Genomic DNA, 24,530 nt, shown 5'->3' on the forward strand with positions numbered 1-24,530 from the left:
GTGAAGTCTATTGACTCGTCAATCAACAAAAACCGACAGGGAGACTGCCATGTTGAAATCCACCCTCCTCGCCGGCGTCGCGACGCTCGCGATGGCTGGTGCCGTCGCTGCCGAGGGCTGCGACACCGTGATCTTCTCGGATGTGGGCTGGACCGACATCACCGCCACCACCGCCGCCACGACGCTGATCCTCGAAGCGCTGGGATACGAGACGGAAACCAAGGTCCTGTCGGTGCCGGTCACCTATACTGGCCTCGCGGAAGGCGATATCGACGTGTTCCTGGGCAACTGGATGCCCTCGATGGAGGCCGACATCGCCCCCTATCGCGACGCGGGCACCGTGGAAACCGTCCGCGCCAATCTGGAAGGCGCGAAATACACGCTGGCCACCAATGAACACGGCGCGGCGCTGGGCATCTCGGACTTCGCCAATATCAAGGATCACAAGGACGCGCTCGGCGCACAGATCTATGGCATCGAACCCGGCAATGACGGCAACCGTCTGGTGCTGGAGGCGATCAACGCCCCCGAATTCGGGATGGAGGGTTTCGAACTGGTCGAATCCTCGGAACAGGGGATGCTCGCCGAAGTCGCCAGCAAGACGGAATCGGGCGAACCCATCGTCTTCCTCGCCTGGGAACCCCATCCGATGAACGCGAATTTCAAGCTGACCTACCTGACCGGGGGCGATGCGCTCTTCGGGCCGGATTTCGGCGGCGCGACCATCTATACCAACACCCGCAAGGGCTATGTCGCGGAATGCCCGAACACCGGCAAGCTGTTGCAAAACCTCGTCTTCACCCTGCCGATGGAGAACGAGATCATGGGCGCCATCCTGAATGACGGCGCCGACCCGCGCGATGCCGCCAAGGCCTGGCTGGCGGCCAACCCGACGGTCTGGGAACCCTGGCTTGACGGCGTCACCACCAAGGATGGCGGCGACGCCAAGGCTGCCGTCACGGCCGCGCTCCAGTAAACCGTTCCGCTCCGCGGCGGCAACCGGGGGCTTCGCGCCCCCGGACCCCCGCGGAGTATTTCCGCCAAGATGAAGGGGGAAGGCTGCGGATGGAGTGGCTGACCGATTACAAGATCCCGGTGGGCAAGGCCGCGAAGGCCGTCTTCGACTGGATGAACACCCATCTGGGCTCCCTCTTCGACGCGATCTCGCTGGTGATGGAGGCGATGATCGACGGCATCCTCTGGGTGCTTCAGACGCCCCATCCGCTGATCATCATCGCGGCCTTCCTCGGCCTGACATGGTATCTCCAACGGTCCTGGAAGGTCTGTCTCGGCGCGCTGATCGGCTTTCTCTTCATCCTCAACCAGGGCTATTGGGAAGAGACGACCGAAAGCCTGACCCTGATCCTCGCCGCCTGCGTCGTCTGCATGGGGCTTGGCGTGCCCATCGGCATCGCCGCCGCGCATCGCCCGCGCCTGTACCGCGCGCTGGTGCCAGTCCTCGACCTGATGCAGACCCTGCCGACCTTCGTCTATCTGATCCCGGCCATCGTCTTCTTCGGCCTCGGCATGGTGCCGGGCCTGATCGCCACCGTGATCTTCGTCCTGCCCGCGCCCATCCGCCTGACGCATCTGGGCATCTCCACCACCCCGCAGGCCCTGCTGGAAGCCGCCACCGCCTTCGGCGCCACTCCGCGCCAAACCCTGTGGAAGGTGGAACTGCCCTGGGCGCTGCCGCAGATCATGGCCGGGCTGAACCAGACCATCATGCTCTCTCTTTCCATGGTCGTGATCGCCGCGCTGGTCGGGGCCGATGGCCTTGGCGTGCCGGTGATCCGGGCGCTGAACTCGGTCAATACCTCGCTCGGCTTCGAATCCGGCTTCATCATCGTTGTGGTCGCCATCCTGCTTGACCGGATGCTGCGCATCGGAGGCAGCAGATGACCCGCATCAGCGACCCGAAAGACACGGCCGGTCTTGCCGTGCGGTTCGACAATGTCTCCATCGTCTTCGGTGACAATCCCCAGCGCGCCCTGCCCCTGATGGATGATGGCAAGACGCGGGCCGAGGTGCAGACGGCCACCGGTCAGGTCCTTGGCGTGCATGATTGCAAGCTGGACGTGGCCGAGGGCGAAATCCTCGTCCTCATGGGCCTGTCCGGTTCGGGCAAGTCCACCCTCCTGCGCGCGGTCAACGGGCTCAATCCGGTCTGCCGGGGCGCGGTCTGGGTCTGGGACGGCAACGCTCAGGTCGATATCACCCATGCCGACCCCGCCACCCTGCGCCGGATGCGCCTGACCCGGATCGCCATGGTGTTTCAGCAATTCGGCCTCCTGCCCTGGCGCACGGTGCGCGAGAATGTGGGGCTTGGCCTCGAACTCGGCGGGATGCCAGAGAAAGACCGCCGCGCGCGGGTGGATGCGCAACTGGAACTCGTCAACCTCACCCATTGGGCCGAACGCAAGGTGGGCGAATTGTCGGGCGGCATGCAGCAAAGGGTCGGACTGGCCCGCGCTTTCGCGACAGAAGCGCCGATCCTCCTGATGGACGAACCGTTTTCGGCCCTTGATCCCTTGATCCGCGCCAAGTTGCAGGACGAACTCCTTGACTTGCAGGCCAAGCTGAAGCGCACGATCATCTTCGTCAGCCATGATCTGGACGAGGCGTTCAAGATCGGCAACCGCATCGCCCTGATGGAAGGGGGCCGCATCGTGCAATGCGGCACGGCGCGCGAGATCATCGCCAATCCGGTTTCGGATTACGTGGCCGAATTCGTGGCCCATATGAACCCGCTGAGCGTGCTGACAGCACGCGACGTGATGGCGCGAGGCCATGCGGCGGCGGGCCATGCGGTGGATGCCGAAACACCGGTCCGCGCGGTGATGGAAATGCTGCGCGATGGCGCCACCGAACTTTCGGTCACAGAGGGTGGCCAGCCCATCGGGGCGATCCGCGCCGCCGATGTCATGGCCCGCCTGATCAACCCGCGCGGGGCCTGATCCCCCGCGGGCCGGGACCACCGCCTCAGTCGATCACGCGCTCGAAATCCACCACGCCGAAATCGCCCGACAGGTCGCGCAGCGACAGGCGCGCGTCGTCGATGAATTCCAGGCCCCAGCAGGCATCCGCCCCCGGATCGTCGCCATGGCGATAAAGGCTGATCGCCATCCCGGCATAGACCACCCCATCGGCACAGGCATCGCCCACCGACATCATGAACCGGTCCTGCTCCTCTTCCATCAGGATCTCGACCCAGTCCATGCCATAGATGCCGATGAGGAAGGGGTTCGCCTCGCCCACCGGCCGCCAGTCGCCCTGCATGGCTTGCAGATTGCCCTCGTAAAGGTCATCCGCCACCCGTTCCACCGCCTCAAGGTGCAGCGCGGCGGAACTGTCGCCGATCTCCGACAGCGTCCCGCGGAACTCCACTGCCGCCAGCATCGGCAGATCGGCCAGCATCGCCGCGCCCTGATCCGCCGCCACGAAAAGATCGAACCCCGCCGCGTTCAGGAAACACCCTTCCTCGCCGCAGGCGATGAAATACCCCCGGCCCTCAAAGGGCTCCTGCGCAAGAGCAGGAAGCGGGGCAAGACCCGCCAGACCAAGAACAACCACCGAAAGACGCACCGCAAACCCCTGCACAACGCAACACATGCCCCCTCCCTAGCAGAGGACGCGCGCCCTGTCGCCTATCCGCAAGGGATCAGGCCTTGGCTGCCTTTGGCTTGGCAGCAGCTTTCGGCTTGGCAGCCGCCTTCGGCTTCGCGGCAGCTTTCGGCTTCGCGGCGGCCTTGGGCGCGGCGGCGGCCTTGGGCGCGGCGGCGGCCTTCGGCTTCGCCGCCTTCTTTCCCCCAGACTTTCCAGCCTTCTCAGCGATCAGGGCCAGCGCCTCGTCCAGTGTCACCGCCTCGGGCTCCACACCCTTGGGCAGGGTGGCATTCACCTTGGCCCATTTCACGTAAGGCCCGTATTTCCCGGGCATCACCTGAACCTCGCCCCCATCGGGATGCGCACCCAGCACCCGCAGCGGGCCGACCGGGGCAGAAGCGCCGCGCCCCCGTGTCGCCTTCTGCGCCAGAACCTCGACCGCCCGGTTCATCCCGATGGTGAAGACCTCTTCCACATCCGGGATATTGGCATAGACCGGCCCATGTTTCACATAAGGCCCGAACCGCCCGATCCCCGCCTCCACCAGCACGCCATCCGCCGGATGCGGCCCGATGGGACGCGGCAGGGCCAGCAGTTGCACCGCCCGCTCCAGCGTCATCGACTCGGGGCTCCACCCCTTTGGCAGGCTCGCCCGCGGCGGCTTGGGATTGGCCTCGCTCGCCTCGCCCTTCTGCACATAGGGGCCGAAACGGCCCGCCCGCAGGCTGATTGGCTGGCCATCCGCATCCTGCCCCAGCACCGTGCCATCGCCCGAGATCGCGCCCCCCTCATCCCCGCCGCCGATGGGGCGGGTATAGCGGCAGTCCGGGTAATTCCCGCAACCGATGAAGGCCCCGCCCGACCGCGCCGTCTTCAGATGCAGCCGCCCGCTGCCACAGACCGGGCAGGATCGCGGATCGGACCCGTCCGCCCGCGCCGGGTAAAGATGCGGGGCAAGGAATTCGTCGATCTTGTCCAGCACCTCGCCGATCCGCAGATCGGCCGTCTCGGCAATCGCCGCGCTGAAATCCCGCCAGAAGCGCGACAGCACCTCCTTGTAATCCCGTTCCCCCGCCGACACGTCGTCAAGCTGCGTTTCCAGATCGGCGGTGAAGTCGAAATCGACATAGCGGCGGAAGTAATTGGTCAGAAAGGCCGTCACCAGCCGCCCCTTGTCTTCGGGGATCAGGCGGTTCTTGTCCTTGCGCACATATTCGCGGTCCTGGATCGTGCCGATGATGCTGGCATAGGTGGAGGGGCGGCCGATCCCCAGTTCTTCCATCCGCTTGACCAGCGTCGCCTCTGTATAGCGGGGCGGCGGCTGGGTGAAATGCTGCTCGGGCGTGACCCCGCTCTTTTCCACCCCTTCGCCCTGCATCACCTGCGGCAGGCGGCCTTCATCCTCATCCTCGTCGTCGCGGCCTTCGTCATAGACGGCAAGGAACCCGTCGAACAGCACCACCTGCCCATTGGCCCGCAGCATCACCTCGCCATCCGCCGACCCGACATCGACCGATGTCCGCTCCAGCCGCGCCGCCGCCATCTGGCTGGCGATGGTCCGCTTCCAGATCAGTTCATAAAGCTTCTTCTGATCCGCCTCGACCAGGCGCAGCTTCTCGGGCCCCGCCGACATGTCGGTCGGGCGGATGCATTCATGCGCCTCCTGCGCGTTCTTGGCCTTGTTCTTGTACATGCGCGGGCTGTCCGGCACATAGGTCGGCCCGAAGCGGCGCTTGATCTCGTCCCGCGCGGCCATCACCGCCTCGGGTGCCATGTCGATGCCATCGGTCCGCATATAGGTGATGTGGCCCGCCTCATAGAGACGCTGCGCCGCGCTCATCGTCGCCTTGGCGCCCATGCCATATTTCCGGCTCGCCTCCTGCTGGAGGGTCGAGGTCATGAAGGGCGGCCAGGGGTTGCGCGTGGCGGGCTTCGCCTCGACCGATTTCACCGCCAGAGTTCGGGAAGTGACAGCCTTGACCGCCAACTCCGCCGCTTCCGCCGTCGGAATGTCGAATTTTGACAGTTTCTTTCCGCCCAGAACCGTGAGCGTGGCCTCGAACTCCTGCCCGCGCGGGGTGGTCAGCACGGCCTTCACCGTCCAGTATTCCTGCGCGCGGAAGGCCTCGATCTCCATCTCGCGTTCGACGATCAGGCGCAGGCAGACGGATTGCACCCGCCCCGCCGATTTCGCCCCCGGCAGTTTGCGCCACAGCACCGGCGACAGGGTGAAGCCCACCAGATAGTCCAGCGCGCGGCGGGCGAGATAGGCATCGACCAGCGCCTCATCCACCTCGCGCGGTTCCTTCATCGCCTTGGTCACCGCATCCTTGGTGATGGCGTTGAAGGTCACCCGCGCGACGGTCTTTCCCTTCTTGAGAGAGGAGGCCAGCGCCTCCTTCAGATGCCAGGAAATCGCCTCGCCCTCGCGATCGGGGTCGGTGGCAAGGATCAGCGTGTCGTCGGATTTGAGCGCCTCTGCAATCGCGCGCACATGTTTCTTCGACTCCGGCGCGACTTCCCATTCCATGCGGAAATCCTGCTCGGGATCGACGGACCCGTCCTTTGCCGGCAGGTCGCGCACATGGCCGTAAGAGGCCAGCACCGTGAAATCCGAACCCAGGTATTTGTTGATCGTCTTCGCCTTGGCCGGACTTTCCACAACGACGACAGCCATCAAAATTCCTTCCAAGAGGCCCCGAACAACAGCGCGGCACCATGTGGGCGAAGCGGCGCGCTTGTCAATGCAGCCAGATGCCTGGGGTCCGCCCGCCCTTCGACCGCCGTCGCCCCGCACCGCCGCCGCAGGAGGCGCCGCCCGGCTGCCCCCACTTTCTGTCCGGAAATATCCACAGGGGGTGAATGGGCCGCATGGCCCAGAGGGGGCGCGTGCGCCCCCTAAACGCGGAGCCGGACGCGCGGCACGCGCGGGAGGCGACAGGAAAGGCCTGCGCGTCCCGCCCGCGGGGCGCGCTCCGCCGGATCACCGCAGGGCAAGGCTCACGCAGTTTGGCCCGGCGCAAGGTCAGACCGGCGCAAGGTCAGACCGGCGCAGGGTCAGGCCGGCGCGGGGTCAGGCCGGCGCGGGGTCAGGCCGGCGCGGGGAAAAAACCGGCCCGGGGTTAGGTCGGCACTGGGTCAGACCGGCGCTGGGTCCGGCCGGACACCGCTCTCGCCCCCTCCCTCCCCCGCCCGATCCCCCTGACCGAGTCGCCACCCGATCCTCCTGCGCAAGCCATCGCCCGAGTCGCCACCCGATCCCCCTGCCCAAGCCACTGCCCAAGCCGCCGCCCGATCCCGCACAGCCGTCACGCCCGCGACAGCATCCCCCCGGCCTGACGGCGCACCTGCCCCTCCATCTCCAGCGCCACCAGACCCCGCGCCACGGCTTCTGCCGGAAGGGCGAGGTCGCGAATCAGCTGATCCTCCGCCACCGGGCTCGGCCCCAGCCGCGCCAGGATCTGCCCATGCAGCGCGGCCATATCCGCCAGCGGACGGCGCGGCGGCACCGGCCCCGGCAGGCTGTCGATCACCTCGGCCTCCTCCAGCTTCGCGGGTTCTGGCGCCGTCCCCAGCGCCTCCATCACATCCTCGACATGGCGCACAAGCACCGCCCCATCCCGGATCAGCAGGTTGCACCCCGCCGCCCGCGCATCGAAGGGATGGCCCGGCACCGCCATCACCTCGCGCCCCATGTCCAGCGCGTCCCGCGCCGTGATCAGCGATCCGGACCGCGCCGCCGCCTCCACCACGACAACCGCCCGCGCCAGCCCCGCGATGATCCGGTTGCGCAGCGGGAAATGCCGCGCCTGCGGCAGCAATCCCATCGGCTGTTCCGAAATCAGGCAGCCCGCCTCGGCGATCCGCCCGGCCAGCGCGGCATTCTCTTCGGGATAGACGACATCGACGCCACCGGCCATCACCGCCACCGTTCCCGTGGGCAAGGCCGCCTCATGCGCCTCGGCATCAATGCCGCGCGCAAGGCCCGACACCACCACCTGCCCTTCTGCACCCAGCCCCTGCGCCAGCCGCCGCGCCATCCGCAGGCCCAGCGACGACGCGTTCCGCGCCCCGACCATGGCCAGCATCGGCCGCGCCAGTAGCCCCGCATCGCCCCGCAGCCACAGGACCGGCGGCGCATCCGGCAATCCGGCCAGCAGATCGGGATAGACACCATCGCCCGGCACCACCATCCGCGCCCCGGCCAGCCGCGCCTGCGCCATCTCGTGGCGCGCCACCTCCACCGGGCAGGGGCTGTACTCCTCCACCCCCGCCGCCCGCGCCACATCGGGCAGCGCGGCAAGGGCCGCGGCCACCGACCCGTGTTCCGCCACCAGCCGATGATAGGTCACCGCCCCCACCCGCCGCGACCGGATGAGTCGCAGCCGATCCACGGGATCATCCGCACCCGGGTCGCGGGGCACAGGCGCAGGCATCGGAAAATCGCGCATCGGAACATACCTTCTGTCGTCCACGTCCCTCATTTTGCCCCAGCGAATCTTAAGGCCGGATTAAACGCGGCCAATCGTCGCCAAGGGACGGATTCCGCCGCCGCCCCGTCGCCTTCGTCATTGAAGCCCGCCGCAAAGTTTGATCAAATGCCCGGCAAATCAGGGTCCGCGCCGGACCCCATGGATGGAGCCTTGCCATGCTGAACGCAGACGTCGCCCGCCGCCGGGATGAAGCCATCTCCCGCGGCGTGGGCATGATGACACAGATCTATGCCGATCGCGCGCTGAACGCGGAAATCTGGGATATCGAGGGCAACCGCTACATCGACTTCGCCGCCGGCATCGCCGTCGTGAATACCGGCCATTGCCACCCCAAGGTGATGGCGGCCGTCACCGCCCAGATGGCCAAGTTCACCCATACCTGCCATCAGGTCCTTCCCTATGAGAATTACATCCGCCTTGCCGAACGGCTGAACGCCGCCGTTCCGGGCGATTTCCAGAAGAAGACGATCTTCGTCACCACCGGGGCCGAGGCCTGCGAAAACGCGGTCAAGATCGCCCGCATCGCCACTGGCCGCAACGCCGTCATCGCCTTCGGCGGCGGCTTCCATGGCCGGACCTTCATGGGCATGTCCCTGACCGGCAAGGTCGAACCCTACAAGAAGGGCTTCGGCGCGATGATGCCCGATGTCTTCCACGTCCCCTTCCCGATGGGGCCGCATGGCATCTCGACCGAGGATTCGATGAAGGGCATCGAAAAGCTCTTCAAGGCCGATCTCGATCCGGCCCGCGTGGCCGCCATCATCTTCGAACCCGTGCAGGGCGAGGGTGGCTTCTACGAGGCCCCCACCGACCTTGTCCGCGCCATCCGCGCGCTCTGCGACAAGCACGGCATCGTGATGATCGCCGATGAGGTGCAGACGGGCTTTGCCCGCACCGGCAATCTCTTCGCGATGCAGATGCATGGCGTCGCCGCCGACCTCACCACCATGGCCAAGGGCCTTGCGGGCGGCCTGCCGCTCGCCGCCGTCACCGGCAAGGCCGAACTGATGGATGCGGCCAATCCCGGCGGCCTCGGCGGCACCTATGCGGGCAACCCGCTGGGCATCGCCGCCTCGCACGCCGTCCTCGACGTGATCGAAGAGGAACAACTCTGCGCCCGTGCCAACGAACTTGGCTCGCGGCTGAAGCAGCGGCTGGAATCCATCCGCTCCACCACCCCGGAAATCAGCGATATCCGCGGTCCGGGCTTCATGGTGGCGGTGGAATTCGCCAATCCGGGCAACAAGGAACCCGATGCCGGCTTCACCGGGCGCGTGCGGATGGAGGCGCTGAAGCGCGGCCTGATCCTGCTCACCTGCGGCGTCTATGGCAACGTGATCCGTTTCCTCGCCCCCATCACCATCCCCGACGCGCATTTCGCCGAAGCGATGGACATCCTCGAAGAGGCCGTGGCCGCAGCGCGCCAAGGCTGATCGCGCAGGGGGGCAGGTCTGCCCCCCGTCGGATCGGTGCAGACGGAAAATGAGCGGGGCCGTTTCTTCTGGAACGGCCCTTTTGCTTGAGTTAATCGCGGAACATGGCAGCAGCAGGCGCACAAGGGGAAAGCGGCATCGTCCTTCAGGGGGCGTCCTTCGCCATCCGCGGCATTCCTGTCCTGTCAGACCTGACCCTGACCCTCACGGAACCGCGCATCGGCATTCTTGGCCGGAACGGATCGGGCAAGACCACGCTCCTGCGGCTGATGGCGGGGCTGATCACGCCCAGTTCCGGCACCGTCAGGGTCGAAGGGATCGACCCCGCCCGCGACCGCAAGGCCATGCTGACGCGCCTCGGCATCCTGTTCCAGAACCCCGACCAGCAGATCCTCTTTCCCACCGTGGCCGAGGAACTCGCCTTCGGCCTGCGCCAGCAAGGCCATGCCGACGCCGAGACAGCCGCCCGCGCGGCCCTCGCCGCCGAAGGCCGCGCGGAGTGGGCCGACCGCCCTGTCAGCACCCTGTCGCAGGGGCAAAGGCAATGGCTCTGCCTGCTGGCCGTCCTCCTGATGAAACCCGGCACGATCCTTCTCGACGAACCCTTCGCCGCGCTCGACCTGCCCACCGCCGCCCGCCTCTCGCGCCGCCTTGCCGCCCTGCCGCAGCGACTGATCACCATCAGCCACGCCCCCGCCGCCCTGTCGGGCTGCGACCGCCTGCTCTGGCTGGAGGCCGGGCGTCTGCGCCTTGACGGCCCGCCCGATGCGGTGATCCCCGCCTTCACCGCCGAAATGGCAAGACTGGGAGAGGCCGATGCTGACCCTGACCTCCCCGGTTGACACACCGCTCCACCGCTGGCCCGCGGGCGTGAAACTCGCCGCCCTCTGCCTCTTCACCCTGCTCCTCTTCCGCCTGTCCGCCCCCCTGCCCCTCGCCGCCATTGCCATGGCGCTCGCGGGCCTCCACCTCGCCTTTGGCCGGGCCTTCGCGGCCGGAGCCCTGCGCCAGTTGCGCCCGCTCTGGCCTTTCCTGCTGATCCTCGCGCTCTGGCACGGCGTCACCGGCGATCTGTCCGGCGGGGTGGCCATCGCCCTGCGCCTGATCACCGCCATGGCCGCCGCCAACCTTGTCACCATGACGACACGGCTGTCTGACATGCTCGCCGTGCTCGACCGCATCACCGCCCCCCTCGCCCGGATCGGCCTTCCCGCCCGCCGCCTGTCGCTTGCCATCGCGCTCGCCATCCGCTTCATCCCCGTCCTGTCAGAGCGGATCGAGGCGATCCGCAGCGCCTGGTCGGCCCGCAGCCCCCGCCCACCCGGCTGGCGCATCCTGGTTCCCGCCGCATTGGCGGCGCTGGACGAAGCGGATCATGTCGCCGAAGCCTTGCGCGCCCGGGGCGGCGCAGGCTAAACCCGCAGGCCAGGATCAGGAGCCCGCCATGGAACGCAGCCTTTCGCATATCGCCCTCTTCGCCGCGCTGATTGCGGTTCTGGGCTTCGTGCCGCAGATCATGCTGCCATTCGGCGTGCCGATCACCGCGCAATCGCTTGGCATCATGCTCTGCGGCACGGTGCTGGGGGCAAAGCGCGGGGCACTGGCGGTGTTGCTCTTCCTCGGCCTCGTGGCACTGGGCCTGCCGCTGCTTTCCGGCGGGCGCGGCGGTCTGGGCGTCTTTGCCTCGCCCACCGTCGGCTTCCTGATCGGCTTCCCCATCGCGGCCTTCGTCGCGGGTCTGGTGACCGAGAAGCTGAAACTCGCCATCCTGCCCGCCGCGGCCATCGCGGCCTTCCTCGGCGGGGTGGTCACGCTCTATGCCTTCGGCATCCCGGGCCTCGCGCTGATGCTGGGCAAGTCCTTGCCGGAGGCTGCCCTGATGGTCACCGCCTTCCTGCCCGGCGACCTGATCAAGGTCGTGCTTGCCGCGCTCATCACCCAGGGCATCGCGCGCATGCGCCCCGATGCGCTGCTCTCGCGCGCCTGACCCGTAGGATGGGCAATATTGCCCATCCTACGCCTCCAACACCACCGCCGTCCCGATCCCCCCCGCCGAGGCGATGGCGGCCAGTCCCGCCCCTGCCTCCTGATCCTGAAACAGCCGCACCGCCAGCACGGCGCCCGAGGCGCCCACCGGATGCCCCCGCGCCAGCGCCCCGCCCTTCAGGTTCACCCGGGACGGATCCAGCCCCGCCCCCTCGACACAGGCGATGGCCTGCACGGCATAGGCCTCCATCACCTCCGCCCGCTCCAGCCTGCCTGCCGCCAGCCCCGCCGCCGCCAGCGCCTCGCCGATCGCGGCGACAGGTGCCAGACCCGGCTCCCAGGGCACGCCCCCCCGCGTGACGCCTGCCGCAATCCGGCAGGCCCGCCGCGCCCGGGCCGCGACACGTTCCGAAACGACCAGAACAAAGGCCGCCCCATCCGCCGCCACCGCCGCATTGGCCGCCGTCACATCGCCACTGACCTGCCGCGCGCGCCCCGCCACCACAGGTGACAGGGCCCGCGCAAAGTCATCCCGCGCCAGACCCGCAACCGGCACGATCTCGCCCGACAGATCGGCATGCAGCGCCTTGCGATGGCTCTCCACAGCCCAGGCATCCGCCCTTGTGCGAGAGATGCACAACCTCCGGCCCAGCGCCTCTGCGGCTGCCGCCATCTCGGGATCGCGCTCCAGCCAGGGGGTAAAGGGGGCCTGCGCATAGGGGGCAGCCGCCCCCGGCATCCGCCGCTCCGGCGCCTGGGAATAGCTCTCCACGCCCCCCGCGACCACCACCTCCGCCAGGCCCGCCAGCACCAGCGCCCGCGCCAGCAGCAGTGCATCAAGGCCCCCCGCGCATTGCCGATCCACCGTCAGCCCCGCCACCCGCTCGGGCAGGCCCGCCGCCAGCGCGACCCGCCGCGCCACATTGCCCCCCGGCCCTATGGCGTTGGAAATGATGACCTCGTCCACCGCCCCGGGCTCCAGCCCGGCCGCCGCAAGCAGCGCCCCCACCACCGGCGCGGCCAGCGCCTCGACCGACAAGTCGCGGAAAGCCCCGCCACGCGGCACCACCGCCGTCCGCCGCGCCGCGATCACAAAGGCGCTCATGCCCATCCCCCGCAGAAAGGCCCCGCCCCGACATCCCGGCCCAAAGCCTCAAGGGACCGCCCCCCCCGCAGCACAGCCCGCCCCATCATAGCCCCGCCTCTGCCGCGATCCGCGCGAGATCGGCCTTGCCCGAAGCCAGCTCCGGCCAGTCCGCGCGCCAGATCACCGCCTTGGGCGCCTTCAGCGCCCCCAGCCGCGCCCGCGCCGCGCGCAGGATTGCCGCCTCCTGCGCCGGATCGCCCTGCACCACCGCCACCAGCACATGGCCCCGCATCAGATCGGCGCGTGGCAGCACCGCCACCCGCCGCACCCCCGGCAAAGCGGCCAGAAAGGCCTCGATCTCTTCGGGGAACACGTTCTGATCCGCCACTGTCAGCATCCGCCCGATGCGCCCGGCCAGGAAAAGCTCCCCCCGCTCCATCCAGCCCATCTCGCCGACCGAGAGCCAGCCCGCCCGCCGCAACGCAGGCATCCCCCGCCCCCCGGCATAGCGGTCGCAAAGATAGGGCGACCGCACCCAGACCTCGCCCAGCCCGCCGGGCGCCAGCACCGCACCATCCGCCGCCCGGATTTCAACCTGCACGCCCGGATAGGGTCGCCCCACGCTGCCCTCCGCAGATCCGGCATCGGTCAGGGTGATGAAACTCGCCTCCGCCGCGCCATAGAATTCCCGCACCTCCGCCGCCGGGGCCAGCACGGCCAGCGCCGCCCGCAAGAGGACGTCCAGCTTCGACCCTCCGACAAGGACAACCCGCAGATCCGGCAAGCGCTGCCCCCCGGCCTCGGCGATCAGGCGCAATTGCGCGGGCGTGGCATAAAGCACGGCAACCTTTCGCGCCAGCAAGGCCGCCACCTGGGCATCCGGGCGCAGTCCGGCCAGAAGATGCACCTCCGCCCCGAGGCAGGCCCCTTCCAGCGCGCCGTAAAGCGACAGGGAATGCACCATCCGCCCCGGCACCGCGACCCGCACCCCCGGCCCGATCCCGAAGAGGCGCTGGTTCACGAGGAAACTCGCCCACCAGCTGCGCTGACTGCGCCGGATGCGCCGTGGCACGCCCATGGAACCGGAGGTCAGCGTCTCGAAGACCGGGCGGGACCGCGGCCGCGCCCCGGCTTCCGGTGGCGCAAGGTCGGGGGCGCCGATACGGAAGGGCAGCCCGCAGGCGGCCCGGGCCAGCGCCGCCGCCACGGCCGCTCCGCAGGGGGATTCGGCGATGATCGCCGAGGCCCCGGCGGGGACCGGCGCCGCTTCGCGCCCCTCCGGCCCGATCAGCCGGGCATCCGGGTGCCAGCGAAACCGATCCGGGATCGCCGCCGCCCGCACCACACCCCTCACTCCGGACGAAACCGCGCCGCCAGCCCGCGCGCCGCCTGCGCCAGAAGGGCGATGTCCATGCCGACAGCCGTGAAACCGGTCCCCCAGTCGATGCAGCGCCGCGCGAATTCCGGGTCCAGCGTCAGGATTCCGGCAGGCTTGCCCGCGGCCCGGATCGCCCGGATCGCCCTCTCGATCGCCGCCACCACCTCGGGATGGCCGCTATTGCCGGCATGGCCCATGCTTGCTGCAAGGTCGGCCGGACCGATGAACAGCCCGTCCACCCCATCCACCGCCGCAATCTCGGGGATCCGGTCCAGGGCATCGGCGGTTTCCACTTGCAGGATCAGGCACAGCTCCTCTTCCGCCCGCGCCGCATAGCCCGCGACCTGGCCGAAGAGCGTGGCCCGCGTCATCCCCGCAACCCCGCGGATGCCGCGCGGCGCATAGCGGATCGCCGCCACCGCCGCCCGCGCCTCCTCGGCATCCTGCACATAGGGGATGATCAGCGTCTGCGCCCCGAGATCGAGCAGCCGCTTGATCAGCACCGGATCATTCGCCGCGGGCCGCACCACCGCATGGGTGCGATAGGGGGCCATCGCCTGCATCATCGCCAACGTGTCGGGAATATCGGTCACCGCATGTTCGGTGTCGATCACCACCCAGTCGAAACCGCAGGTCGCCAGCAGTTCCGAGGCCAGCGGACCGGGAAGCGAATTCCAAAGCCCGATCTGCTGCCGCCCCTCGCGCAGCGCCTTCTTAAACCGGTTCTGCGGCAGCATCATTTCGACACCAGCGTCTTCATCCGGCGCAGCGCCAGCAGATAGCCCTCGGTCCCGAAACCCGCGATCACGCCCTCGGCACGCAGGCTCACATAGGAATGGTGCCGGAAGGACTCGCGCTTGTGAATGTTGGAGATATGCACCTCCAGCACCGGCCCCTCGAAGGCATTCAGCGCATCGAGAATGGCGATGGAGGTATGGGTGAAGGCGCCGGGGTTGATCACGATGCCCGCCCCGGCCCCCCGCGCCTCGTGGATCCAGTCGATGATCTGACCCTCGTGATTGGACTGGTGGAAGCGGATCGACAGACCCAGCTCCTCGGCCAGGGCACCGCAGGCCTCGGCCACGTCCTCCAGCGTCTCGCGCCCATAGATCTCGGGCTGGCGCAGGCCGAGCAGGTTCAGATTCGGGCCGTTCAGAAGGAAGATGGGCTTTGCCACGTGTCGCGTTCCCCGGGTCGCTGTCGCGGGCGAGGTTAATGCGCCCCTGTCCGGGCCGCAACCGCGCCCGCCCCCCGCGCAGCCCCGAAAATTCTTCCTCCGAAGAATTTTCCCCGCAGGGGCCGGTCAACCGGCCCCCAAAACTCTTCTCCGAAGAGTTTTCCCCCGGCGCGCCAAGGCGCGCCCGAAAATTCTTCGTCGAAGAATTTTCGCCTGTCGCGGATCAAAAACGGGCGCCCGGTCCCTGCGGGCGATCCGGTCCACCACCCTGCGGGAGCCGTGCAGGAGATGGCAGGCCGGATCGGAACCGGGCGCCCAGTCAGCCACTCCTCTGGGGACAGAGAAGTTCCAGAAGCCTCAGGCCACCTTCTCCAGCGCGACCTCCGGGGTGATCCCCAGCGCGCGCACCACGGCCTGTGTCAGATGCGGGCGGTTCAGCGTGTAGAAATGCAGGTCCTCCACGCCGCCCTCGATCAGCCGCGCGCAAAGCGTGGTGCAATGGGTCAGCGCCAACAGGTCCTCGCGCCCGTCACGCGCCGCCACGCGGAAGGCCTCGTCCAGCGCGCCGGGCACATGCGCCCCGCAGCGGGCGGCAAATTTCTTCGCCCCGTCCCAGGAAATGATCGGCAGGATGCCCGGAATGATCGGCACGTCGATCCCTGCGGCCACACAGGCATCGCGGAAGCGGAAATAGGTATCGACGTTGAAGAAGAACTGGGTGATCGCGCTCGTCGCCCCCGCATCCACCTTGCGCTTCAGGTGTTCCACATCCGCCCCCGCAAAGCCCGCATCGGGATGCGGTTCGGGATAGGCGCCGACGCGGAGCTTGAACTTCCCCGTCTTCGCCAGCGCCTCCACCAACTCCACCGAAGAGGCAAAACCCTCGGGATGGGCCGTGAACCGCTCCGCCCCTTTGGGCGCATCGCCGCGCAGCGCCACGATCTCGGTCACACCCGCCGCCGCATAGGCCTCGGCGATCTCCAGCGTCTCGGCCTTCGTCGCATCGACGCAGGTCAGATGCGCCGCGACATTCAGCCCGTAGTTGCGCCCGATCGCCCCCACCGCCTCATGCGTCAGCTTCCGCGTCGTCCCGCCCGCCCCATAGGTGACCGAAACGAAGGACGGCTTCAGCGGCGCCAGCATCTGCACCGTTTCCCACAGCCGGAAGGACGCATCCAGCGTCTGCGGCGGGAAGAACTCGAAGCTGATGCGCGGGGTCGTCATGGGAAACACCTCATCCTTGATGCCCCCTTGTCTCATATCGCGTCATGTGAGACAAATTCATAATACTCATCATCAACATGAATCCGTCGCATCATCCATGCATCTCGAATTCCGCCATCTCCGCACCATCCGCGCCATCCATCAGGCCGGCGGCCTCGCCCGCGCGGCCGATATCCTGAACATGACGCAATCCGCCCTCTCCCATCAGGTGAAGGGGCTGGAAGATCAGGCGGGGATCGAGCTTTTCGTCCGCCGCTCCAAACCCATGCGGCTTTCGGCGGCGGGCCTCCGGATGCTGAAACTCGCCGAACGCATCCTGCCGGAAATCGACGCGCTGGAAGAGGAATTCCGCGCCCTGAAATCCGGCAAGACCGGGCGGCTGCACATCGCCATCGAATGCCATGCCTGTTTCGACTGGCTCTTTCCCGTCCTCGAACAGTTCCGCCACGCCTGGCCGGATGTCGATGTGGACATCCGCGCGGGCCTTGCCTTCGACGCCATCCCCGCCCTGCTGCGCGAGGAGGTGGATCTCGTGATCTCCTCCGATCCCCTCCGCCTCGACGGCGTGGTCTACAACCCGCTCTTTGACTATCACCCCACCTTCGTCGCCTCGAAGGACCACCCGCTCGCGAAGAAGGACTGGGTCGGGGCCGAGGATTTCCGCGATGAAATCCTCATCACCTACCCCGTCGCCCGCGACAAGCTCGACATCTTCACCGAACTGCTGACACCGGCGAAGATCGAACCGCGCGGCCAGCGCCCGGTGGAACTGACGGCAGTGATCCTGATGCTGGTCGGCTCGAACCGCGGCGTGGCCGTGCTGCCCGACTGGGTGCTGCGCGACGTGCGCAGCCATGCCGATTACATCACGCGGCCCTTGGGCCCCAAGACGATCACCCGCCGCCTCTATGCTGCAACGCGGGAAGAGGATGCCGCAAAACCCTTCATGGCGCATTTCCTGCGGCTGGGCCGCACGGAACCGGTCAAGCTGCAACGCCCGTAAATCCGGGGCTCCCCGCCACGGCACCGCCGATAAATCGGGTCTCCCCGCGACCCAAACACCCGTTGGGCGGGGTTAACCCCGCCACGCCACCGCCCATCAATCGGCGCCCCCCGCCGCCGAAACACCCGTAGGGCGGGGTTCACCCCGCCACGGCACCGCCCGAAAAATCGGCGTCCCATACGCCACGCCACCGCCCAAAAATAGGCACCCCCGCCGCCGCAACGCCCGTAGGGCGGGGGTCTCCCCGCCACGCCACCGCCCTCCCCGGTAGGATGGGCAATCCTGCCCATCCCCCGCGCCCCTCACGCCCGCCAGACCTCCGCCCGTTCCCGCGCCAAGGTCGCCGCCTCCACCTCCCCCAGCCGCCGCAAGGCGCCTTCCACCCCCGACCGCCGCACCTCCCGCTCCCAGACCCGCCGCGCGCTCTCTGCCGACCAGGGCAGCGCGGCCTCCTTCAGCCAGAGCCGCAGCGGCGCGGGCAGCGCGTCATGCGCCCGCATCGGGCAGCCGTGCCGCCACCGCGCCCTGGGCGACCGCAGGTTGCCGCTCATGCCGCGCGCCACAGCGGGAAGGGATCGGCCATCGCCTCCCAGGCCTCGGGCGCGAATTCCGCCGCGGGCACCAGCGCCGCCTCCAGCGCGGCAAGGATCGCCGCTTGGTTCATTCCATGCCCGATGAAGACGATCTCCTGCCGCCGGTCGCCCCAGGGCTCCACCCACTGCGCCCGCACCGCCGCCAGCCCCTCGCCCCCCTGCGGCCAGCGCGCCTTCGGCACCGCAGCCCACCACCGTCCCAGCGGCGATACCGAAGACACCGCCCCTGCCAGCGAGAATTCCGCCGCCCAGTCGGGCCGCGTGGCCAGCCAGAAATGCCCCTTCGCCCGGATCACCCCCGGCAGATCGCCATTCAGCACCGCATGGATGCGCGCCGGATCAAAGGGCCGCCGCGCCCGGAAGACGAAGCTTTCGATCCCGTATTCCTCGCTCTCCGGCACATGCGAGGCGAAACCATAGAGTTCCTTCGCCCAAAGCGGATGCTCCGCCGCCTTGTCGAAGTCGAACAGCCCCGTCCCCATCACCGCGCGCAGGTCCACCGCACCGTGATCCACCTCGATCACCCGCGCATCCGGGTTCAGCGCCGCGATGATCTTGCGCGCCGCATCCACGCGCTCGGCCCCGGCATCCGACACCTTGTTCAGCACCACCACATTGGAAAACTCGATCTGCTCGGTCAGCAGATTGACCAGCGCGCGCCCGTCGCCCTCCGGCGTTTCCACCCGCGCGGCCAGGAAATCGTGGCTGGAGAAATCCTTCAGCAGGTTGATCGCATCAACCACCGTCACCATCGTATCCAGCCGCGCCACATCCGACAGGCTTTCCCCTTCCGCATCGCGGAAGTCAAAGGTCGCGGCCACCGGCAGGGGTTCCGAAATCCCGCTCGATTCGATCAGCAGATGGTCAAAGCGCCCCGCCTCGGCCAGCTTCCGCACCTCGCTCAGCAGGTCGTCGCGCAGGGTGCAGCAGATGCAGCCATTGGTCATCTCGACCAGCTTCTCCTCCGCCTGATGCAGCTCCGCCCCCGCGCGGATCAGATCGGCGTCGATATTCACCTCGGCCATGTCATTGACGATCACGGCCACCCGCAGCCCCTGCCGGTTGTTCAGCACATGCGACAGAAGCGTGGTCTTCCCCGCCCCGAGGAACCCCGACAGGACGGTGACGGGAAGGCGGCTGTCTCTCTGAGCGGCAGATGGCATGGCAGCGACTCCATTATGTTATACTATAACGTATCTGCCGCAAAGCGGCGCCGCTTGTCCAGCCCCCCATCAACCGCCCCGGCAGCGCAGGGTGAACGCCCCGGCAAGGCACCGCGCGTGACCACAGTTTGCTGCACAGTTCGCGGCACAGCAGGCACCACAACCGATTTCGGCCCCTGAAAGGAATCAAGCTGTCCCGGCAAGGCCTTGGCCCGGCCGCATCGCACCCCGCGCCGCCCACCAGGCCGCCACTTTCCGCTGCCCGGCGGTCAACCCGATCCCCAGCGCGATGCCGCCCACAATCGACAGCGCCGAAAAGGCCCATCCCGGCAGCACATCCGCCCAACCCGCCATCACCACCTCGGGCAGCAGGCGATGGGTCAGGTAGATGAGATAGCTTGACGCCGCCACCGGCAGGATCGCCCCCCGCAGCCAGTCCGGGCAGGACAGGCGCGGCACGAACAGAAGCAGCGCCAGCACCCCGAAGATGCAGCCATATTTCAGCCAGGCCCCGTACCAGTTCCCGCCCAGCCAGGCGACCAGCGGCATCACCACCGCCGCCAGCCCCAGCACGATCCACTTCCGCCGCCGCGTATCCGCGCAACCGATCAGCCAGCCAAAGCAGGCCAGATAGGCCACCCAGGGCAGCGTGAACAGCTTCCGCCCCCCAAGGCCCAGCAGATCCGCCCCCCAAAGCCGCAGGGCCATCGCCCCCGCCAGCGCATAAAGCCCCGCCCGGAAAGGATTTTCCCGCACGACCCGCCGCACCCCGGGCAGCAGCGCCAGCCCCGCCAGCAGCAAAAGCATCTGCACCCAGACCTCGACGAACCAGTAAAGAAAGGGCAGCCGGTCATGGGTCACCGGATCGCCGATCCCGAAATTCGACACCAGCAACGCCGATCCCCAGGGCACCTGCCCCCAGGCGACAGAATAGCCGGTCAGGATCAGGTAATAGGGCAACAGCACCCGCCCCATCGGCCGGATCAGCGCCGCCCAATCCCCGGCGGCAATCGCGGCGCGCTGGAACCGCGCCCACATCAGCCCCACCAGCACCACCATCGCCGCCGCACCGCCATAGACGGGCCACAGCGTCTCATGCGTCACCACCACCGCGACAATGGCCCCGGCCCGCACCGCGATCTCGGTCGCAACACCCTGTTTTCCCGCGCCTTTCTCCATCCGCGCCAAGGCCGCGACCGGCATCTCCTCCCATCCCTCCGGCACATGGCCCAGCGCCTTTTCCAGCGCCAGCACCAGTTCCACATGGCGCAGCGAATCCCCCGCCAATCCGGTGAACGTGTCCCCCGGCCCGACTGGCAACGGATGAAAGCAGGCCCGGAAGGCGGCGGTCACGCCCGTCTCCGCCTCCGGCACCGCCACCCGCCCCAAGGCCGGGTAATCCACCTTGCCCGAGGCCAGCCGCGGCAGGGCCTCCACCGCAAAGGCATCGACATGCCGACGCATCACCCCCGCCACCTGCGCGGCCAGGTCCGCCACATCCGACGCCCGCTCCGCCCCTTCATAGGCCACGCGCAGCCCCTGGTCCCCGCCAAAGACCGCCACCCGCAGCCCGCGCTCGGCCAGCGCCGCCTCCACCGCGTCATGCCCGATCCGCACACCCGCGATCTTCGACATCCGCCGCTTGCGCCCGACGATCCGGTAAACCCCATCCGCCTCGCGCCGCGCGACATCCCCCGTGGCCAGCGCGCAAAGCGTTGATCCCAGGGCAAGATCAGACCGCGCGCTGGCGTAACCCATCATCACGTTCGGCCCGCGATACTCCAGTTCCCCTTCCTCCGCCTCCTCCCGCCCGCTCTCGTCGCGCAGCGTCAGATGCCCCCCCGGAACCGCAAAGCCGATGCACCCTGCCCGCGTCACCGCCATCTCCGCCGGAAGACAGGCGATCCGCGCCACCGCCTCGGTCTGGCCATACATCGCATGGAACCGTCCGCCCCGCGCCGCCATGGCCTCGGCGAAGCGCCGCTGCACCGCAGGCGCCAACCCGCCCCCCGCCACGGCCAGGAAACGCAGGCCCGGCCAGGCCACATCCGCGAATCCCGCGCGGTCCAGCAGGTCATACCCCATCGGCACGGTCTGGATATTCGTCACCCCCAACGCCGCTGCGCGGTCAAGAAACCCTTCCGCCCGGATGCCGCCCTCGGCCAGCCAGACCGACGCCCCCGCCGCAAGATGCGAGGTCACGACCGACAGCCCGAAGGAATATTGCAAGGGCAGCACCAGCGCCGCCCGATCTGCCGCCGTGATCTCCAGCACCTCGGCAATCTGGGCCGCATTCGCCGCCACCGCCGCCGCCGACAGCCGCACAGCCTTGCCATGCCCCGTTGACCCCGAGGTCAGCATGAGCAGCGCCAGATCGGGATGCAACGGCCCCGCCCCACGCCCGTCCAGCGTCAACCGCCAGCGCCCGCCCGCCAGTGCGAACACGGCTTCGGGCGCGAAATCCCGGCGGAACCGCTCCATCGCCGCGCTGTCGCCGGGCGGCAGCAGCGCCACCGCATGGCCCGCCGACCAGGCGCCCAGCAGCGCGGCGATGCTTTCGGCGCAGGTCACCGCCTCCAGCGCCACAAGCTTTCGCCCCGCCCCCAGCCGCCGCGCAAATCCTGTGGCCCGCTCTGCCAGCGCCGCCCGCGACACCTGCCTCCCATCCCCAAGGACCAGGGCCACCGCCTCGGGCGACCCGGAGAGGAAAGAGGCAAGCGCAGCGAAGGACATGGCGGGATCACAGGGGATGAAGACCCCAACCCCTATGATATCCGACCTTTTTAATCAACTGTTAATTTCCGACGGAAATAATCGGAAAACGGATCATTGCAGCTCGAAATCCGCCACCCGCAACGCGGTCACCCCGGTCAGCGTCGCCACCATCACCGCCGCCGCCTCCGTCCCCGTCCCATCGGCATCCCAGAAAAGCTGCCGGGTGGCCGTGTTGAAATAGAACCAGGACTCCCCGCTTCCCCCCGCAGACGTCCCGTTGCGGAACCGCAGCACCGTGTCCATCCCCTCGAAATTCACGGTGTTGAAGACGAAAGCATCCACCCCGCTGGCAAAATCCGTGATCGTGTCCCCGGCGGGGTTGCCGCCATCCCAGGTGTTGTAGAAGAACCGGTCCCGCCCCGACCCGCCCGTCAGGACATCCGCCCCCTCGCCGCCGACGATGCTGTCATTTCCGGCCCCGCCCGAAAGCGTGTCGCTGCCGAAATCCCCCTCCAGCCAGTTGGCCAGCCGGTTCCCGGTCATCCGGTCGCCCAGCGCGGTGCCATAAAGGTTCTCGATGCTGACCAGCGTCTCGACATTGCCGAACCCGTCATTCTGCACCTGCCCGCTGCTCCGCGACAGATCGACCACCGCGCCCGTCTCGACGGTCTCTTTCCAGAACTCCATCGTATCCAAGCCCGCGCCCCCGTTGATCGAGTCCCTGCCATCCCCGCCGATGAACCAGTTGTCGGCCCCGTTCCCCGTGATCGCATCGCCAAAGCGCGTGCCGAACACCCCCTCGATGTTCAAGAGCGTGTCCTCCTGTCCCCATCCATCCCGGGCCACGCCTGTGGCAAGGTTGACGTTCACCCCGCGCAGCCCGCCAAAATCGGCATCCCGATCATAGCGCACGGTGTCATGCTCCCCGCCGCCGTCGATGGTGTCGCGCCCCTTCAACCCGGAAAAGCGCTCCGCTTCCGCCGATCCGGTGATCTGATCCGCGAAACGCGACCCTTCCACCCTTTCGACAGAGGTCAGCGTATCCGTGCCGCCCCAACTGTCTGTCGCCGTCCCCGTTTGAAGATTGACCACCGCCCCCCGGAAGGCCGTCCTGTCAAAGAAACTTTCCTGAAGCGAATAGGTGTCCCGGTCCGCTCCGCCGTCGATCACGTCATTTCCGGCACCCGCATTGATCCAGTCAAAGCCCGCACCGCCAAAGATCGTGTCATTGCCGGGGTTCTGCCCGCCGATCAGGTCATCATCCGCATCGCTGCCAAGGATCCGGTCATCCCCCCGCAGCAGGGCTGTCCAGAAATCGAAGGCATCACCCGGCCGGTACTGCCCCCGATGCATCCAGCCCAGCCAGAGATGGTCCATCACCTCGGCCGGCAGGTCCAGCGATGTCGCCCGAAGCCAGGTGGCACCGCCGACCTTCACCGTCATCCCGGTCAAGCTGCCCTCGACCAGCCGCGCCCCATCCGGAAAGGTCCCGTCACTATAGGTCAGGCCCGTGCCGCTGAACCGGATCTCCACCGTGCCCCAATCCTCGGATTGCCAGGTCACGATGAAACTGCGCGACGTCCTCGAGACCGTCGTCCCACTGTCCAGAAAGTTCACGTCAAACAGGTCGGGCCAGTAAATTCCCCCGTTGCCGGGGTTCGAAATCGTCACGACAGCCATCACTCGCACTCCCAAAATCACCAAAGCCGACACAGATCACGGCCCCGTGATCCTGCCCCGAATCGCCCGTCTCAGGCAATGCCCGGGGTGGCGGCCCCCATCCCCCCTTCCCTTCCCGCCCGCCCGCGTGTAATGCCCCTGCCCTGACCCTTCCCTCCCCGGAGCCCCTGCAATGCAAGGCAGCGCGAACCTCAACCTGATGATCAAGGCCGCCCGCAAGGCAGGCCGCTCGCTCGTCAAGGACTTCCGCGAGGTCGAAAACCTTCAGGTCTCCGCCAAGGGTCCCGGCGATTTCGTCACCAAGGCCGACCGCGAGGCGGAACGGCTTATCCGGGACGAACTCATGGGCGGCCGCCCCTCCTATGGCTGGCTGGGCGAAGAGACCGGCACCCAGGACGGCCAGGACCCGACCCGCCGCTGGATCGTCGATCCGCTGGACGGAACCACGAACTTCCTGCACGGGATGCCGCATTGGGCCGTCTCCATCGCGCTGGAACACAAGGGCGAGATCGTCTCCGCCGTCGTCTATGACGCCGCCAAGGACGAAATGTTCTGGGCCGAAAAGGGCGCAGGCGCCTGGATGAACGACCGCCGCATCCGCGTCTCGGGCCGCCGCCATCTGCATGAGGCTGTCTTCGCCACGGGCATCCCCTACGGCGCCAAGGCCACGCTGCCCGCCATGCTCAAGGATCTCGCCCGGCTGATGCCCGCCACGGCCGGCGTGCGCCGCTGGGGCTCCGCCGCGCTCGACCTCGCCTATGTCGCCGCCGGACGCTTTGACGGCTTCTGGGAACGCGAATTGAAGGCCTGGGACATCGCCGCCGGCCTGCTTCTGGTGAAAGAGGCGGGCGGCTTCGTCACCGGCCTGCGCGAGGGCGATGACCCGCTGGAAAAGGGCGCGCTCATTGCCTGCAATGACGCCCTCTACACCCCCTTCGCCACGCTGCTGCGCGACGCCTGACCGCCCGCCTGCACGGTCCCACCGCGCCCCT

At 68.1% G+C, this 24,530-nt stretch carries 21 protein-coding genes; 9 read left to right on the forward strand and 12 right to left on the reverse strand.

What is annotated here, in order from left to right; genetic code table 11:
• Positions 1-49 precede the first annotated feature (49 nt).
• The 3 genes from choX (at position 50) to choV (ending at position 2,957) form a co-directional block, all read left to right on the forward strand.
• Entirely contained in the window at positions 50-976 is a 927-nt protein-coding gene (gene choX, locus C0V75_RS11470) for a choline ABC transporter substrate-binding protein (RefSeq protein WP_101921069.1), read from the forward strand.
• An 89-nt stretch (positions 977-1,065) separates the two neighbouring features.
• Positions 1,066-1,902 (forward strand): choline ABC transporter permease subunit, encoded by an 837-nt coding sequence (gene choW, locus C0V75_RS11475; protein WP_101921070.1) that lies wholly within the window; start codon positions 1,066-1,068, stop codon positions 1,900-1,902.
• The gene (choV, locus tag C0V75_RS11480; RefSeq protein WP_101921071.1) at positions 1,899-2,957 is read left to right on the forward strand and encodes a choline ABC transporter ATP-binding protein; all 1,059 of its coding nucleotides are present in this window, start codon (positions 1,899-1,901) and stop codon (positions 2,955-2,957) included. Before choW ends, choV begins: the two co-directional genes overlap by 4 nt.
• A gap of 25 nt (positions 2,958-2,982) precedes the next feature.
• Here the strand turns inward: choV and C0V75_RS11485 are convergent, their stop codons facing one another.
• The 3 genes from C0V75_RS11485 to dprA form a co-directional block, all read right to left on the reverse strand.
• Positions 2,983-3,612, reverse strand: a complete 630-nt coding sequence (locus C0V75_RS11485) for a hypothetical protein (protein WP_101921072.1) — start codon at positions 3,610-3,612, stop codon at positions 2,983-2,985.
• A gap of 49 nt (positions 3,613-3,661) precedes the next feature.
• A complete protein-coding gene (gene topA / locus C0V75_RS11490) occupies positions 3,662-6,283 on the reverse strand; it encodes a type I DNA topoisomerase (RefSeq protein WP_101921073.1) in 2,622 nt (873 codons plus the stop codon).
• 631 nt (positions 6,284-6,914) lie between these two features.
• Positions 6,915-8,057 carry a DNA-processing protein DprA gene (dprA, locus tag C0V75_RS11495; RefSeq protein WP_101921074.1) on the reverse strand — a complete coding sequence of 381 codons (1,143 nt, stop codon included), beginning with the start codon at positions 8,055-8,057 and terminating at the stop codon, positions 6,915-6,917.
• 197 nt (positions 8,058-8,254) lie between these two features.
• Here dprA and C0V75_RS11500 point away from each other — a divergent pair, with 197 nt between their 5' ends.
• From C0V75_RS11500 to C0V75_RS11515, 4 genes are all read left to right on the forward strand, one after another.
• Positions 8,255-9,532 carry a 4-aminobutyrate--2-oxoglutarate transaminase gene (locus tag C0V75_RS11500; RefSeq protein WP_101921075.1) on the forward strand — a complete coding sequence of 426 codons (1,278 nt, stop codon included), beginning with the start codon at positions 8,255-8,257 and terminating at the stop codon, positions 9,530-9,532.
• Positions 9,533-9,636: 104 nt separating this feature from the next.
• Positions 9,637-10,374, forward strand: coding sequence for an energy-coupling factor ABC transporter ATP-binding protein (locus C0V75_RS11505; protein ID WP_101921076.1), 738 nt, complete (start codon positions 9,637-9,639; stop codon positions 10,372-10,374).
• The gene (locus C0V75_RS11510; protein WP_101921077.1) at positions 10,349-10,948 is read left to right on the forward strand and encodes an energy-coupling factor transporter transmembrane protein EcfT; all 600 of its coding nucleotides are present in this window, start codon (positions 10,349-10,351) and stop codon (positions 10,946-10,948) included. The genes C0V75_RS11505 and C0V75_RS11510 overlap by 26 nt, the downstream gene beginning before the upstream one ends.
• Positions 10,949-10,976: 28 nt before the next feature.
• Positions 10,977-11,519, forward strand: a complete 543-nt coding sequence (locus C0V75_RS11515; protein ID WP_101921078.1) for a biotin transporter BioY — start codon at positions 10,977-10,979, stop codon at positions 11,517-11,519.
• A 27-nt stretch (positions 11,520-11,546) separates the two neighbouring features.
• Here C0V75_RS11515 and C0V75_RS11520 read toward each other — a convergent pair whose 3' ends face one another.
• The 5 genes from C0V75_RS11520 to metF form a co-directional block, all read right to left on the reverse strand.
• Complete coding sequence (locus tag C0V75_RS11520; RefSeq protein ID WP_101921298.1) at positions 11,547-12,623, reverse strand: acetyl-CoA C-acyltransferase; 1,077 nt, start codon at positions 12,621-12,623, stop codon at positions 11,547-11,549.
• An 85-nt stretch (positions 12,624-12,708) separates the two neighbouring features.
• Entirely contained in the window at positions 12,709-13,959 is a 1,251-nt protein-coding gene (locus tag C0V75_RS11525; RefSeq protein WP_143710411.1) for an AMP-binding protein, read from the reverse strand.
• On the reverse strand, positions 13,956-14,723 hold the full coding sequence (locus C0V75_RS11530) for an aldolase/citrate lyase family protein (RefSeq protein WP_101921080.1): 768 nt from the start codon (positions 14,721-14,723) through the stop codon (positions 13,956-13,958). The genes C0V75_RS11525 and C0V75_RS11530 overlap by 4 nt, the downstream gene beginning before the upstream one ends.
• A complete protein-coding gene (gene aroQ, locus C0V75_RS11535; RefSeq protein ID WP_101921081.1) occupies positions 14,720-15,160 on the reverse strand; it encodes a type II 3-dehydroquinate dehydratase in 441 nt (146 codons plus the stop codon). Before aroQ ends, C0V75_RS11530 begins: the two co-directional genes overlap by 4 nt.
• A gap of 357 nt (positions 15,161-15,517) precedes the next feature.
• Positions 15,518-16,384 (reverse strand): methylenetetrahydrofolate reductase [NAD(P)H], encoded by an 867-nt coding sequence (metF, locus tag C0V75_RS11540; RefSeq protein WP_101921299.1) that lies wholly within the window; start codon positions 16,382-16,384, stop codon positions 15,518-15,520.
• A 97-nt stretch (positions 16,385-16,481) separates the two neighbouring features.
• On the opposite strand from metF, the gene C0V75_RS11545 reads away from it, so the two are divergent.
• A complete protein-coding gene (locus C0V75_RS11545; RefSeq protein ID WP_101921082.1) occupies positions 16,482-17,387 on the forward strand; it encodes a LysR family transcriptional regulator in 906 nt (301 codons plus the stop codon).
• A gap of 302 nt (positions 17,388-17,689) precedes the next feature.
• On the opposite strand, the gene C0V75_RS11550 is transcribed toward C0V75_RS11545, so the two are convergent.
• The 4 genes from C0V75_RS11550 to C0V75_RS24090 form a co-directional block, all read right to left on the reverse strand.
• Complete coding sequence (locus C0V75_RS11550) at positions 17,690-17,938, reverse strand: DUF6525 family protein (protein WP_101921300.1); 249 nt, start codon at positions 17,936-17,938, stop codon at positions 17,690-17,692.
• Entirely contained in the window at positions 17,935-19,143 is a 1,209-nt protein-coding gene (locus tag C0V75_RS11555) for a GTP-binding protein (protein WP_101921083.1), read from the reverse strand. Before C0V75_RS11555 ends, C0V75_RS11550 begins: the two co-directional genes overlap by 4 nt.
• Before the next feature lie 186 nt (positions 19,144-19,329).
• A complete protein-coding gene (locus tag C0V75_RS11560) occupies positions 19,330-21,876 on the reverse strand; it encodes an AMP-binding protein (RefSeq protein ID WP_101921084.1) in 2,547 nt (848 codons plus the stop codon).
• A gap of 93 nt (positions 21,877-21,969) precedes the next feature.
• A complete protein-coding gene (locus tag C0V75_RS24090) occupies positions 21,970-23,538 on the reverse strand; it encodes a calcium-binding protein (RefSeq protein WP_143710412.1) in 1,569 nt (522 codons plus the stop codon).
• A 172-nt stretch (positions 23,539-23,710) separates the two neighbouring features.
• Between C0V75_RS24090 and C0V75_RS11570 the strand changes: the two genes are divergently transcribed.
• Positions 23,711-24,499, forward strand: coding sequence for an inositol monophosphatase family protein (locus C0V75_RS11570; RefSeq protein WP_101921086.1), 789 nt, complete (start codon positions 23,711-23,713; stop codon positions 24,497-24,499).
• Positions 24,500-24,530 lie beyond the last annotated feature (31 nt).

The sequence above is a fragment of the Tabrizicola sp. TH137 genome, assembly GCF_002855575.1.
GTDB lineage: Bacteria > Pseudomonadota > Alphaproteobacteria > Rhodobacterales > Rhodobacteraceae > Paragemmobacter.